At 70.5% G+C, this 13,931-nt stretch carries 10 protein-coding genes; 3 read left to right on the forward strand and 7 right to left on the reverse strand.

The window, feature by feature from the left end:
* Positions 1–194: 194 nt before the first annotated feature.
* Both ABZZ20_RS04235 and ABZZ20_RS04240 read right to left on the reverse strand, forming a co-directional pair.
* Complete coding sequence (locus ABZZ20_RS04235) at positions 195–503, reverse strand: AT hook motif protein (protein ID WP_356866539.1); 309 nt, start codon at positions 501–503, stop codon at positions 195–197.
* Positions 500–1,411 (reverse strand): SPFH domain-containing protein, encoded by a 912-nt coding sequence (locus tag ABZZ20_RS04240; RefSeq protein WP_356866541.1) that lies wholly within the window; start codon positions 1,409–1,411, stop codon positions 500–502. The genes ABZZ20_RS04235 and ABZZ20_RS04240 overlap by 4 nt, the downstream gene beginning before the upstream one ends.
* Positions 1,412–1,640: 229 nt before the next feature.
* Between ABZZ20_RS04240 and ABZZ20_RS04245 the strand changes: the two genes are divergently transcribed.
* Entirely contained in the window at positions 1,641–3,884 is a 2,244-nt protein-coding gene (locus tag ABZZ20_RS04245) for a transglycosylase domain-containing protein (RefSeq protein ID WP_356866543.1), read from the forward strand.
* A gap of 79 nt (positions 3,885–3,963) precedes the next feature.
* On the opposite strand, the gene ABZZ20_RS04250 is transcribed toward ABZZ20_RS04245, so the two are convergent.
* From ABZZ20_RS04250 to ABZZ20_RS04265, 4 genes are all read right to left on the reverse strand, one after another.
* Complete coding sequence (locus tag ABZZ20_RS04250; RefSeq protein WP_356866545.1) at positions 3,964–5,427, reverse strand: catalase; 1,464 nt, start codon at positions 5,425–5,427, stop codon at positions 3,964–3,966.
* Positions 5,428–5,495: 68 nt separating this feature from the next.
* Entirely contained in the window at positions 5,496–7,862 is a 2,367-nt protein-coding gene (locus tag ABZZ20_RS04255; protein WP_356866547.1) for a SpoIIE family protein phosphatase, read from the reverse strand.
* 280 nt (positions 7,863–8,142) lie between these two features.
* Positions 8,143–8,838, reverse strand: coding sequence for a DUF402 domain-containing protein (locus ABZZ20_RS04260; RefSeq protein WP_356866549.1), 696 nt, complete (start codon positions 8,836–8,838; stop codon positions 8,143–8,145).
* Positions 8,839–8,941: 103 nt separating this feature from the next.
* The gene (locus ABZZ20_RS04265) at positions 8,942–10,357 is read right to left on the reverse strand and encodes a class II fumarate hydratase (protein WP_356866551.1); all 1,416 of its coding nucleotides are present in this window, start codon (positions 10,355–10,357) and stop codon (positions 8,942–8,944) included.
* Between the two features lie 106 nt (positions 10,358–10,463).
* On the opposite strand from ABZZ20_RS04265, the gene ABZZ20_RS04270 reads away from it, so the two are divergent.
* Positions 10,464–12,008, forward strand: a complete 1,545-nt coding sequence (locus ABZZ20_RS04270; RefSeq protein WP_356866553.1) for a ricin-type beta-trefoil lectin domain protein — start codon at positions 10,464–10,466, stop codon at positions 12,006–12,008.
* A 167-nt stretch (positions 12,009–12,175) separates the two neighbouring features.
* Here ABZZ20_RS04270 and ABZZ20_RS04275 read toward each other — a convergent pair whose 3' ends face one another.
* The gene (locus tag ABZZ20_RS04275; protein ID WP_356866555.1) at positions 12,176–12,946 is read right to left on the reverse strand and encodes a glycerophosphodiester phosphodiesterase; all 771 of its coding nucleotides are present in this window, start codon (positions 12,944–12,946) and stop codon (positions 12,176–12,178) included.
* 176 nt (positions 12,947–13,122) lie between these two features.
* On the opposite strand from ABZZ20_RS04275, the gene ABZZ20_RS04280 reads away from it, so the two are divergent.
* Positions 13,123–13,395 (forward strand): hypothetical protein, encoded by a 273-nt coding sequence (locus ABZZ20_RS04280; protein WP_356866557.1) that lies wholly within the window; start codon positions 13,123–13,125, stop codon positions 13,393–13,395.
* The last annotated feature ends 536 nt before the right edge of the window (positions 13,396–13,931 follow it).

The raw sequence follows: 13,931 nt of genomic DNA on the forward strand, positions 1-13,931 counted from the left end.
GGGCTTCGCGTCCACCCTGCGGCCATTCGAAGGGACTTGGGCCCGCCGGGCGGCGGCTCGGAGCCGGGCCCCGGGGCGGCTGGCACCTTGAGGGCAAAGGGCCCTGCTCCGGAAGCTCTCGAAAGGCGCGCCGTGCACGCCCCCACCACATCGGGCCGGGGCCGGCCCCGGCCCGGGCGCCACCCGTACGGCCGTCAGGAGTCGGGCGAGACCCGGGGGCGGCCGCGGGGCGGGATCGGGGCGGCGCCACCCGGGAGGCGGCCGGCCTCGGACAGGGCGCGCCGGAGCAGGAACTCGATCTGCGCGTTCGCGCTGCGCAGTTCCTCGCCCGCCCAGCGCGCGAGGGCGTCGTACACCTGCGGGTCGAGCCGCAGCAGTACCTGCTTGCGTGCCTGGCGGGCCGTGCGCGTATCCCGCTCCTGCCCCGGCGTGGCGCCCGGCGCTCGCCCCGGTGCCCGGCGCCGTTCCTGCCCGGAGGTTTCCGGCTCGCCGGCGGGGCTCACTGGTAGAGGGTGCCCGTGTTGACGACCGGCTGGGCCGCGCGGTCCCCGCAGAGGACCACCATCAGGTTCGAGACCATGGCGGCCTTGCGTTCCGGGTCCAGGTCCACGATGTCCTCCTCCGCCAGGCGGGTCAGGGCCAGTTCGACCATGCCGACCGCCCCTTCGACGATCTGCTTGCGGGCCGCCACGACCGCACCTGCCTGCTGGCGCTGGAGCATCGCGGAGGCGATCTCCGGAGCGTACGCGAGATGCGTGAAGCGGGACTCGATGATGTGGACGCCGGCCGCCTCCACCCGTGCGTGCAGTTCCTGCGCCAGCTTCTCGGTGATCTCCTCGGCGTTGCCGCGCAGCGACAGGCCGCCCTCCTCGTGCGAGTCGTACGGGTACTCGATCGCGATGTGCCGGACCGCCGCCTCGGTCTGGGTCTCCACGAACTCGGTGAAGTCCTCCACCTCGAAGGTGGCCCGCGCGGTGTCCTCCACCCGCCACACCACGACCGCAGCCAGCTCGATCGGGTTTCCGTAGGCGTCGTTGACCTTCAGGACGGCCGTCTCGTGGTTGCGCACCCGGGTGGAGATCTTCTCCCGCGAGGTCAGCGGGTTGACCCAGCGGAGCCCGTCGGTACGGATCGTCCCCCGGTAGCGGCCGAACAGCTGGACCACGCGGGCCTCGCCCGGAGCCACCGTGTTCAGACCGCTCATCGCGACGACCGAAGCGAGGATCAGCAGGATGCCGGGCATGATCAGGCCCACGTGCGCCGGGGCGCCGTCCGCGCTCGCGCCGAGTGCGATCAGTCCCGCCCCGGCTATCGCCCCCAACAGCCCTGTCAGCAGGGCCAGTCCACCGCCGACGCTGCGCGCCGTGAACTCCCGTACGTCTATCGCGGTTCCCGCCGTCTTCGTCATCATCTGCCCCGTTTCGTTAGATGGCGGCCGGTCGAGCCGCCTAGCAAAGTGATATCACTTTTCTGGGGTGCCGCAACCCTATGGGCTTGGGGCGCGTCGGTTCCCTTGATGTGGGTGCTGATTCTCACGTCCGAATTGACCGATATTGGCCATGGTTGGCCAACCTTTGTCACAACCTGCGGTGTTAGCTTTCTGAGCTGACATCGGGGGGATATCGAGCGGAGCGGGAGCGATGGGCCGAGCAGAAGCGCGAAAGGCGCAGCAGCAGCGCGGCGCGCGGCGTACGCCACGCGGGCGCGCCACGGGGAAGGGAAGTACCGGCAAACGGACCGGTATACGCCGCTTCTTCACCTGGAAGAAGATCCTCGGGGCGTTCTTCGGGATGGCTCTGCTCGGCATGGGCGCACTCGTCGCCCTCTACTTCTACGTGGACGAGCCCGACCCCAACGCCGACGCCATCAAGCAGAGCAACGTCTACAAGTACGCCGACGGCTCGATCATGGCGCGCGACGGCACGATGAACCGCGAGATCGTGCCGATCGACAGGGTTCCGGAGGACGTCAAGACGGGCTTCATCGCGATCGAGAACAAGTCCTTCTACCAGGACAGCGGCGTCGACTTCATCGGTGTCGCCCGAGGCCTGTTCAACACGGCCACCGGCAAGGGCACGGCCGGCGGTTCGACGATCACCCAGCAGTACGTCAAGAACTTCTACCTGAACCAGGACCAGACGGCGACCCGGAAGCTCAAGGAGCTGGTGATCTCCCTCAAGGTCGACCAGCGCATGAAGAAGCCCGAGATCCTCGCCGGCTACCTGAACACCAGCTACTTCGGGCGCGGCGCATACGGCATCCAGGCCGCGGCCCAGGCCTACTACGGCGTCGACGTCGACAAGCTGACCCTGGAGCAGGGGGCCTACCTCGCCGCCGTCCTCCAGGCTCCCAGCGACTACGACGTGGCGACGGCCGGCCCGAACGGCAAGAGACTGGTCATGATCCGCTTCAACGGCGTCCTCGACAACATGGTCGAGATGGGCGCACTCGACGCGGCCAAGCGCAAACAGCTCCAGTTCCAGGCGCCGATCAAGCCCAAGGCCGATCCCGGCATGGAAGGCCAGAAGGGCTACCTGAAGCAGGCGGCCGACGCCGAGCTGCGGCGGCAGACCGGGATGACCTCCCAGGAGCTCAAGGCCGGCGGCTGGGAGATCACCCTCAACATCCAACCGAAGAAGCAGGCGGCCCTGGAAAAGGCCGTCCAGGACGAGCTGGAGTCCAAGCTCGACCGCAAGGACCGGCCCATCGACGCGAGCGTCCAGGCCGGCGCCACCTCCGTGGACCCCAAGACCGGCGCGATCGTCGCGATGTACGGCGGCACCGGCCTGTCCGACCACTGGTCGAGCAACGCCCTGCGCACCGACTTCCAGCCGGGCTCGACCTTCAAGCCGATCGTGCTCGCCTCCGCGCTGGAGAACAAGGCGACCACGCAGGACGGCAAGCCGATCACCCCGAACGCGCTCTACGACGGCACCAGCAAGCGCCCGGTCGTCGGCAGCAAGGTCCCCTTCGCGCCGCAGAACCAGGACAACGTCAACTACGGCGACCCGATGCTCACGGTCCAGGCGGCCACCAACTCCTCCGTGAACTCGGTGTACGCCCAGATGATCGTGGACGTGAAGCCGCAGAACGTGAAGAAGACGGCCCTCCAGCTCGGCATGCGCGACCGCGACGGCTGGCCCGACGACAAGCCGGCCATGTCGCTCGGCACCATGAGCGCCAACACCGTCGAGATGGCCGGCGTCTACGCCACCCTCGACAACCACGGCAAGAAGATCACCCCGACGATGATCAAGAGCGCCAAGCACCACGACCGCGAGTACAAGCCGGTCGAGTCCGTCGGCGCCCAGGCCGTCAGCCGCGAGACCGCCGACACGGTGACCAAGGTGCTCACCGGCGTCGTCAACGACGGCTCCGGCAAGGCCGTCAAGAGCTCCGCCTACGAGGCCGCGGGCAAGACGGGCACCACCGAGTCCAACGTGGCTGCCTGGTTCACCGCGTACACGCCGGAACTCGTCACCGTCGTCGCGATGTTCGGTGAGGAACCGGGCACCGCCAAGCAGGTCACCCTGACCGGTACCGCCGGCGGTGGCCGAGCAGGTGGCTCCAGCTTCCCGGCCGAGATCTGGAAGGCGTACACGCTGGCCGCGCTCAAGGGCGTGGACACCGCCGAGTTCGACCTCTCCGAGGCGAAGATGGGCCCCTCGCAGACGCCGACCCGCAGCAACTCCCCGTCGAGTTCGGCCAGCCAGTCCTCCAGCCCGCCGGCGGCCAGCAACTCGCCGTCGCAGGCCTCGCCGGGCCCGACCAAGAGCTCGCCGAGCCCGACCAAGAGCCCGACGAAGCCGGACCCGACGAAGTCCCCGGACCCGACGAAGAGCCCGGACCCGACGAAGAGCCCGCCGAACCCGGTGCTCCCGTAGCGGATCGGGGCCCCGAACACACCGCCGCCCCGCAGCATCCGTGCTGCGGGGCGGCGGTCGTTTGTCGCGTGGTCCGGACTCAGCCGCCCTGCACCGCCGTGGCGATTCGGTCGCCGAGGGTCTTGTCGACGTTGCGCCAGTACTGGAACGCACGCTCCAGGACCGGGGCACTGACCCCGTCCTTCAGGTGCCCGCTGACGTTCGAGACGAGACGCTCGCGCGCCGCGTCGTCCAGCACCTGGCGCACCATCGTGCCCGCCTGCCCCCAGTCGTCGTCCTCGCTGCGCAGGGAGTACGCCTCCCGCACCATCTCGCCCGCCGTCGCCCAGCCGGCCGGCTCACCGAAGCGGTCGACGTCGGCCGCCGGGCCGCCGTACGAGTTGGGCGCGTACGGACGGGCCGCGTTCGACGCCTCGAAGCGCATGGCGCCGTCCTTCGCGTACGAGGAGACCAGCGAGCGGGCCCGGTTCGGCGGGAGCTGGGCGTAGTTCGGCCCGATCCGGTACCGGTGGGTGTCCGGGTACGAGAACAGGCGGCCCAGCAGCATCTTGTCCGGCGACGGGCCGATGCCCGGCACCAGGTTCGAGGGCTCGAAGGCGGCCTGTTCGATGTGGATGAAGTAGTTGTCCGGGTTCTTGTTTAGCGTCATCCGGCCGACCTCGATCAGCGGGTAGTCGCCGTGCGGCCACACCTTGGTCAGGTCGAAGGGATTGAACCGGTAGTCCGGAGCGTCCTCGAACGGCATGACCTGGATCTTCAGCGTCCAGCTCGGCGGCTCGCCGTTCGCGATCGATTCGAACAGGTCCTGCCGGTGGTAGTCGGGGTTCTCGCCCGCGATCCGGTCGGCTTCGGCCTGCGTCAGGAAGTCGATGCCCTGGTCGGTCTTGAAGTGGTACTTCACCCAGAACTTCTCGCCGCCGCCGTTGACCCACAGGTAGGTGTGGGAGCCGTAGCCGTTCATGTGGCGGTACGTCTTCGGGATGCCCCGGTCGCCCATCAGCCACGTCACCATGTGCGCGGACTCGGGGGACAGGGTCCAGAAGTCCCACTGCATGTCGTGGTCGCGCAGCCCGTTGTCGGGTCGGCGCTTCTGCGAGCGGATGAAGTCCTGGAACTTGCTCGGGTCCCGCACGAAGAAGATCGGCGTGTTGTTGCCGACCAGGTCGTAATTGCCGTACTCGGTGTAGAACTTCAGGGCGAAACCGCGCGGGTCCCGCCAGGTGTCGGGAGAGCCCTGCTCTCCCGCGACCGTCGAGAAACGGGCCAGCATCTCGGTCCTGCGGCCCGGGTGGAACACGTCCGCCTTGGTGAACTGGCTGACGTCGTTGGTCACCTGGAAGACGCCGTACGCGCCCGCACCCTTGGCGTGGACCACCCGTTCGGGGACCCGCTCGCGGTTGAACTGGGCCATCTTCTCGATCAGGTAGTGGTCCTGGAGCAGGATCGGGCCGTCGGGGCTGACGGTGAGCGAATGCTCGTCGCTCTCCACCGGCACCCCGGCGTTGTTGGTCGTGTACGGGATCTTGCGCGCATCCTGGGTCACGAGCGTCATCCCCTGGGTCGGTAGGGTCGCTTCTCCAGCCATCGCTGGGCCTCCCCCCGCCTACCCAGTCAACGCCGATCATGCGCTCCGGGCAACGGGAGCTCGAACCAGACCACCTTTCCGCTGCTCAGCCGGGTCGCACCCCAGCGCCGCGCCATCCGGTTGACCAGGAACAGCCCGCGGCCGCCCTCGTCGGTGTCCCTGGCCCGGCGCTGGCGGGGCAGCTGCGGAGAGTCGTCGCCCACCTCGCAGCGCAAGACGTCGGTCCGCAGCAGGCGCAGGGTCACGGGCCGCTCGGCGTACCGGACGGCGTTGGTGACCACCTCGCTGACCAGCAGTTCCAGCGAGTCCTGGAGCTCCTCCAGACCCCACCGGGTCAGCGCGCGGCGGGCGAACCGACGGGCCCGACCCGGAGCGGTCTCCTCCGGGTCCAGGAACCAGTACGCCACGTCACTCGGAGCGATCCCGTCGAAGCGGGCCGCGAGCAGGGCGATGTCGTCGTCCCGGTCGCCCGGGCCGAGCATGTCCAGGACGTCGTCGCACAGCGCCTCCAGCGGCGGCGGGTGGTCCAGTCCCGTCAGCTGGGCGGTGGTGGCCAGCCGCTCGCGCAGTTGCTCGATGCCGGTCCACACGTCCCGCAGCCGGGACTCCACCAGGCCGTCGGTGTACAGCAGCAGGGTGGCCCCGGCGGGCGCGTCCAGTTCCACGGCCTCGAAGTCCACGCCGCCGACGCCGATGGGGGCGCCCGGCGGCACCCGCAGCACCTCGGCACGACCGCCGAGGTGGAGGAGCACCGGCGGTGGGTGGCCGGCATTGGCGATGGTGATCCGGTGCGAGACCGGGTCGTAGACCGCGTACAGGCAGGTGGCCATCCGGTCGGAGCCCAGGCGCTGCGCCTGCTCGTCCAGGTGGTGCAGCACCTCGGCGGGCGGCAGGTCCAGCTGCGCCAGGGTCTGCGCGGTGGTCCTGAGCTGGCCCATGATCGCGGCAGAGGTCATGGAGTGACCCATGACGTCGCCGACGACCAGTGCGACCCGGCTGCCGGGCAGCGGTATGGCGTCGTACCAGTCGCCGCCGACCCGAGCCGTCTCGGCGGCGGGCAGGTAGCGGGAGGCCAGCCGGACCCCGGTGGGCTGGGGGAGACTGTCGGGGAGCATGGTGCGCTGGAGCTCGTCGGCGATGTACGCCTCACGGCCGTACAGGACCGCCTTGTCGATGCCGAGCGCGGTGTGCGTGGCCAGCTGGGCGGCGACCAGGAGGTCATTCTGCTCGAAGGCGGGCCGCTCGGGGCTGCGCAGGAACACCGCCGCGCCGATCACGCGGCGCCGGCCGCGCAGCGGCGCGAGGATGGCCCGCTGGCCGCGCGGTACGGGGTGCTCCGAGCCCAGCAGCTCCGGCAGCGCGTCCATCGCGCCGGCCGAGGACCCGAAGACGGGCCGTACGCCGCGCAGCACCTCGGCCAGCGCGCCGCCGGAGAGGATCTCGCACAGCTCCGCCGCGGGCAGGTCACCCTGCGGGCCCACCATCGGCAGCTGGCTGAAATCGAGCCCGTCGGCCGTTCCGCTGGGCGCGCCGGTCCCGGCGGTCCCGGCGGGTGCGCCGGCCGTGCCGGTGCCGGCTCCAGCGCCGGTGACTGGGCCCGCGTCGCTGCCGGTCAGATCGTCGATCGGCCGGAGCCGGTCGGTTCGTCGGAGCCTTAAGACGACGGGGCCGACGGGGCGCTCGTCACCCACCGGCAGGGGATCGCGCAGGTAGACCAGAATGGCGTCCGAGAAGGTCGGCACGGTGGCCCGGCACAGGCCGAGCACGATCTCGTCGAGGTCGATGCCGCGGGCGATCCGCCGCGTGGCCGCCCCGACGAAGCGCAGCCGGTCCCCCTCCCGACGGGCCAGCCCGCCGTCCCCGCCCAACGGGGCCTGCCCGACCCCGGAGCTCCCGCCGCCCGGGGCCACGGGCGCGTCCGTGCCGGCGGCGTCCCGGGCTTCGTGGGCGCGGTCGGCGGGGGCGTCCGCGCCGGTCTCGGCCTCGGCGCCGCGCGGGCGTGATCCGCTCGGTATCCCTGCCGCGCCGCGAGCGGCATTGCGTGCCGCGTCGCCGTCGCGTCCGCGCCGGCCGCCCGAGCCCTGCGCTGCGGCGCCGCGCGCACGGGAGCGGCCCGGGCGGGGTGCGCCGTCCTGCGGGGCGGGCACGCCCTCGCCGCGGGGGCGGGGGACGTCGGAACCCCGACCGGTGGCTTCCGCGTGCGCACGTACGGGGTCGTCGCCGGGCGCGGCCGAACCGCGAACGGCCTCGGCCGCCGGGACGGGAGCCTTCCCGTGGCCGAGCTCGTCCGCGCGACCGCCGGAGGTGGAGGGCATGCCGGGGCCGCCCGGGGCCGGTGTCGCGGCGGCCGCGGCAGGCTGCTGGCCCTCCTGCGAGGTGGGGTACTCCGTCACGCGTGGAATTCCGTCCGTTTGCGCTCGATGTGCGCTGCACTCAACTCGGTCAGTCGCGGTATACCCGCTCAGCGGCCGGGGCACCATCACCCCGCGGTTCCTCTCCCAAACTTCGTCCGGGGGGACCCGCCCACCCGCTCGATACCTCTCGCCTTGTGTTGACCCTCGGTCAAATTCCGCGTACGGAACGACATTTACGGTGGTGCGGCCGAGCACTTCTTCCGCGCGAGGCCTGCGGAGGGAGATCTTACGTTTGAACCCCGGGGGCGCATCAAGGGTCTCATGAGGTCATATGCGCCGGGGTGCGGTCCCAGTCTTCGGGCAGGGTCGGAACGCGCCAGTTCGGATCCGGCCGCCAGTCCTGCCAGCCGTCGGAGAACGGAGCTCCCCACTCCTTGATCACCCCGACCGCCGCCCGCCCGGCGTCCTGCACCCGGCGGGCCTGCGCCGCGTCCATCAGGCCGGACCGCTGGGCCTGCGCGAACTCGTCCTCGTCCCGCCACTTCCACGTGCGGTCGGGGTAGACGGAGATGTCGAGGAAGTGGTCCACCGAGTCGACCCCGCGGGCCCAACGCGTCCGCGGTTCCTCCAGGTTCACGTACCAGCTCTTGAACCGCCAGCCGTGCTCCCAGAACAGCCACACCGACCACGGGTCGCCGGGCCGGGCCAGCTTCAGTACGCCGGCGCCGAACCAGCGCGACCGTACGGTGGTGCGCGGCGCCGTGTACCGGGTGACGAGGGGCTCCTCGTGGACGGGGGTGCCGTCGGCCAAGACCGGCTTGACGCATTCGGTACCGGGAGCCATCCACACGGCCAACAGCTCGGCGGTGTCCTGCACCACGGTCACCGGGCGGCAGATGTGGACGGCGCCCTTCAGGCCCGGGGCGTGGTCGCGGTAGCGCCAGAGGATCTGCTCCCCGGGCTGCCAGCGGGTGCCCTGTGCGTCGCCGCCCCCGCGGCCTCCGGTACCTGTCATGCGCAGATCTTAGGGCTGGGGCCGCTGCGCCCGCTGCGGTGCAGGTCACGGAGGTGCGCGAGGACGGGAAACGACCGAATCCGGCCCCTGTCCAGAAACGTTTTCAGGGCCGGGTCATCCGCAGGACGTCGAGGGCCTCGTCCAACTGTTCCACGGTGAGGTAGCCGCGGTCGACGTATCCGGACTCCAGCACGACCTCCCTGATCGTCTTCCGCTCCGCGAGGGACCGCTTGGCGACCTTGGCCGCCTCCTCGTAGCCGATGTACCGGTTCAGCGGGGTCACCACCGAAGGAGAGGATTCGGCGAACTCCCTGGCCCGCGCCGCATTGGCGGTGATCCCGCCGATCGTGCGGTCGGCCAGCAGACGACTCGCGTTGCCGAGCAGCCGGATCGATTCCAGCAGGTTCCTGGCCATCACCGGCAGCATCACATTGAGCTCGAAATTGCCCGCCGCGCCCGCCACCGCGACCGTGGTGTCGTTCCCGGTCACCTGTGCGGCGACCATGAGTACGGCCTCCGGGACCACCGGATTGACCTTCCCGGGCATGATCGACGAGCCCGGTTGGAGATCAGGCAGGTTGATTTCGGCCAATCCTGTGCGCGGTCCCGAAGCCATCCAGCGCAGATCGTTGCAGATCTTGGTCAGCGAGACGGCGATCGTACGGAGCATCCCCGAGGTCTCCACCAGCGCGTCCCGCGCACCCTGGGCCTCGAAGTGGTTGCGGGCCTCGGTCAGCGGCAGTCCGGTCGCGGCGGCCACCTCGGCGATCACGGCGGCGGAGAACCCGGTCGGGGTGTTGATTCCGGTGCCCACCGCGGTCCCGCCCAGCGGCAGCTCGGCGAGTCGGGGGAGCGCCGCCCGCAACCGCTCGACGCCGTAGCGCACCTGCGCGGCGTACCCGCCGAACTCCTGGCCCAGCGTCACCGGGGTGGCGTCCATCAGGTGCGTCCGGCCCGCCTTGACCACCTCGGCGAACTCGGCGGCCTTGAGTTCCAGGGCGGCCGCGAGGTGCTCCAGTGCCGGGAGCAGGTCGCGGGTGACGGCGGCCGTCGCCGCGATGTGGATGGAGGAGGGGAACACGTCGTTGGAGCTCTGCGACGCGTTGACGTGGTCGTTGGGGTGGACCTCGCGGCCGAGCCGCTCGCCGGCCAGGGTGGCGATCACCTCGTTGGCGTTCATGTTGGACGAGGTCCCGGAGCCGGTTTGGAACACGTCGACCGGGAAGTGCTCGTCCCAGCGTCCCTCGGCGACCTCGGCGGCGGCGGACCGGATCGCGTCGGCGACCGCCTCGTCCACCACCCCCAGCTTCGCGTTCACCGCAGCGGCGGCGGCCTTGATCAGGGCGAGCGCCTCGATGTGGGCGCGCTCCAACCGTTGTCCGGACAGGGGGAAGTTCTCCACCGCGCGCTGGGTCTGAGCTCGCCATTTGGCGTGCGCGGGCACCCGTACCTCGCCCATCGAGTCGTGCTCGGTCCGGTACCGGCCCGCCTGTCCGTCGGCCTGTTGATCGTTCGTCATATTCGTTGCCTCCTCAAAAAGTTGAGCAATTGTCTTGTTCGAAGTGTTCCCAACTCCCCTACCGGCCAGTAAATACCGGGGGTAACACCAACGTCGGGGAGGCGCCATGACACGTGTACGTACGAAGCCCAGGCTCAGATCTACCTTCGCCGCCGCGGCGGCGATCGCGGCCGCCCTCGGGGGCGTCACCGCCATCACCCCCATGGCCCACGCGGCCACCCCCACCGGGGCCCTCGCCCCCGCCGGGACGGTCACCCCCCTCCCGCCCGAGCTGGAGGCCATCCGCGCCGCGGAGGCCACCAAGATCTACGGCGACCCGGCGATCCGTCCCCTCAACGAGCGCAAGACCGGGCTGATCTCCCTCGGCGACAGCGAGATCTCGGGCGAGGGCATCGGCACCTACGACCCCGCGACCAACACCTCGACCAACCAGTGCCACCGCTCGCCCGACACCGCGATCCACCGCACCGGAATCCCGGCCGACCTGACCTTCAACGTGGCCTGTTCCGGCGCGTACACCGGCAACATCCGGATAGGCGGCAGCAAGCAGTACGCCGACGAACTCGTGCAGAGCGACAACCTGGCCGTCAAGGCCCGCAACACGAAGATCAAGATGGTGCTGCTCGTCGCGGGCGCCAACGACGACCTGCAGTTCGGCCCGGTCATGACCGACTGCGTGACCCGCTGGGTGCTCAGCCAGGGCACCTGCGAACCCACGTACGGACCGGGCTGGCAGGCCCGCGTCGACGGGCTGAAGCCCAAGGTGGAGTCCACCGTCGCCGACCTCAAGACGGTGATGCGCGACGCGGGCTACGCCGACTCCGACTACAAGCTCGTCGTGATGGGCTACCCCAGCCCCATCGGCCCCGACTTCTACGACAACCCGAACTTCCCCGGCAAGCTCCCCGGAGGCTGCGCCGGCTACGACTCCGACGCCGCCTGGGGCCGCAACTACGCGGTTCCCACCTTCGAGAAGGGCATGCGCGCGGCGGCCCTCGCCTCGGGCGCCACGTACCTGGACAACTCGCGGCTCTTCCAGGGCCATGAGGTGTGCATGGAAGACACCTGGGCCCGCGGCCTCTACCTGGACCTCGCGGACCACTTCCCGTGGGACGAGAACACCACCCGCCAGTCCTTCCACCCCAACTACCGGGGCCACGGTGCGTTCGCCGCCTGCCTGACCCAGCTCTACACCTCGGGCCTGCGCGAGGGCTCCTGCGCCGATCCGGCGAGCACCGGCACGCCCGTCCTACAGGCCGGGGCCTGGGACGAGCTGTACGAGCCGCTCAAGAACGAGGCGACCGGGAACTGCCTCGACGCCAACGGCGGCTCCAGCGCCAACGGAACCAAGGTCATCGGCTGGGACTGCCACGGCGGCCGCAACCAGGGCTGGTGGTACGACTCCGCGCGCAAGTCCGTCCACATCGAACTCACCCACGACCGCTGCCTGGACGCTCCGGGCGCCAACTACGGCGCGGGCACCGGCCTGATCCTCTGGAACTGCCACGGCGGTGCGAACCAGCAGTGGGTCCGTGACGGCTCCACCCTCCGCCCCGCAGCCGCCCCGGGCATGTGCCTGACCGTGGCCGCCGCCCACGACCAGCTGCGCCTGCAGACCTGCAACGGCTCGGCCAACCAGCGCTTCGCATAACCCCCTCCGCCGCTCCGCCGCGGCTAAGCCCCCACACCCGGCCGGTTGAACGGCCGGGTGTCCTGCATTCCGGGCGCCCTGCTTTCCGGGCGCCCTGCTTTCCGGGCGGCCGAGCGCGTGCGGGGTCGAGCGTGTGAGTGGTCGAGCGGCCGGGCGCCGCCGCCGTCTCACAGGCCGTTCAGGTACTCCCGTACCTCACGCGGCCGGTTGGTGATCAGCGTGTCCACGCCGAGGCGCAGGCACAACTCCACGTCCTCGGGCTCGTCCACCGTCCATACACGGACGCGCAGCCCCTGGGCCTTCAGCCGCGCCACCAGCCCCGGATCCCGGCGCACCAGGTCGATGCCGGGCCCGGCGTGGCCTGCGAAAGGCGGCCGGGCCGGCCGCAGCCGCCGCTCGATCAGATAGACGGCGGGCAGGCCGGGAGCGAGTCGGTGCAGCCGGGTCAGAGCGTTCCGGGAGAAGCTCATCACCTCGACGCGGCCGTCGGAGCCGTCCGCCAGTCCGTGGTCCTTGAGCATCCGGACGAGCTCGGCCTCCAGGCGTCCGCCGGCACGCGTCGGGTGCTTGGTCTCGACGGCCAGCCCGACGGGCCGGTCGGCGGCCAGCGCCTCCTTGAGCAGGTCTTCGAAGAGCAGCACCTGCGCCCCGCGGTGCTCCTCGCCCTTCCAGCCGCCGAAGTCGAGGGCGGCCAGCTCTTCGTACGTCATGGCCGAGACGACCCCGCGACCGTCGGAGGTCCGCTCCACGCGCCGGTCGTGCACGCACACCAGGCGTCCGTCGGCGCTCAGCCGTACGTCGCACTCCAGCGCGTCGGCGCCGTCGGAGATGGCCTGCCGGTAGGCGGCGAGGGTGTGCTCGGGGTGCTCGTGGGAGGCCCCGCGGTGGGCGATGACCCGAACGTCGCGGGCGGTGAAGAGCGTGGACTGCCGGTTCATGGGTCAGACGTTATCCGGATGAGGCGACCGGCTGGGTCCAGCATGCTGCTCCGGCGGCTGAACAGTGCGTGACATTGCCCTGGCGAACCCTGCACACCGCGCCGCGCGCGCCGCACCGAGATCGGGCGCCGAGGGCTCGGCAGGCCGAGCCCTCGGTCCGCTCCTACACTGTGACCATGGCCCTGTGGATGTCCTGGGAAGTCGCGCCCATCGCTGTGGCGGGTGAGGACGTGGACGACATCGAAGGCGCTGTGAGGGCTCTCGACCAGTCGGTGCGGCGGATCCAGGAACGCGTCATGGCCCCCATGGACGGTGCCGCCCTGGACGAGTCGGCGCAGGTCATCCGTGCACAGATGCTCAGCGACGGGCGCGCGGCCGTGGAGCGCGGAGAGCGCTGGAGGACCAAGGTGGGACAGGTCGAGGTAACGCTCGTTCCCCTGATCCAGTGATCCGGCGGAGGCGGAGCGGCCCTCCGCTACGCGGAGCGATGAACCGATACGGGGTTGTCCGGCGAGTCGAACCACATCCCGTCCACCGTTGCCGTCTGCGCGCAGGCCGAACCGATCGAACGGGGAACCTGAGGCCCGTCCCTACCGCGTCGCGCCGCCGCGAGCAGGGGAGGGACGGGAGGTTTCCGCATCGGCGCGCACGACGATCGCGAACGATGTGCAGAGCCGCCGGAAGGACTTGTGACCACTCAGGCCTGCATGACTCATGCATTCCAAGTCCACAGCCGCACCATCTGGAGAGGCTTCGGCCTTCCATTTGCATGCCAGGCACTCGGCTTCGAACGTCACGTCAGTGTCCGGGTGCTGCGTGATCCGATGCGTGACGAATCTCAGGGCCGCGCGGGTCATCGCGCGGAACGCCTGCCGTGGGGGTGGTTCCGGATCTCCACATCCGCATCCGTCGCGGCCGACATGTCCCCCTGGTCGACCGCCGCTTTTTTCTGCTTCACCAGCGACTCGCACACACCACAGCCTTG

It is taken from the genome of Streptomyces sp. NPDC006430, assembly GCF_040612395.1.
Classification (GTDB): domain Bacteria; phylum Actinomycetota; class Actinomycetes; order Streptomycetales; family Streptomycetaceae; genus Streptomyces.

Bases quoted from the DNA above. Each gene is read 5' to 3' on its own strand.
- ABZZ20_RS04240 (WP_356866541.1), bottom strand. From the start codon at position 1,411: ATGATGACGAAGACGGCGGGAACCGCGATAGACGTACGGGAGTTCACG.
- ABZZ20_RS04245 (WP_356866543.1), top strand. From the start codon at position 1,641: ATGGGCCGAGCAGAAGCGCGAAAGGCGCAGCAGCAGCGCGGCGCGCGG.
- ABZZ20_RS04260 (WP_356866549.1), bottom strand. From the start codon at position 8,838: ATGACAGGTACCGGAGGCCGCGGGGGCGGCGACGCACAGGGCACCCGC.
- ABZZ20_RS04265 (WP_356866551.1), bottom strand. From the start codon at position 10,357: ATGACGAACGATCAACAGGCCGACGGACAGGCGGGCCGGTACCGGACC.
- ABZZ20_RS04270 (WP_356866553.1), top strand. From the start codon at position 10,464: ATGACACGTGTACGTACGAAGCCCAGGCTCAGATCTACCTTCGCCGCC.
- ABZZ20_RS04275 (WP_356866555.1), bottom strand. From the start codon at position 12,946: ATGAACCGGCAGTCCACGCTCTTCACCGCCCGCGACGTTCGGGTCATC.
- ABZZ20_RS04280 (WP_356866557.1), top strand. From the start codon at position 13,123: ATGGCCCTGTGGATGTCCTGGGAAGTCGCGCCCATCGCTGTGGCGGGT.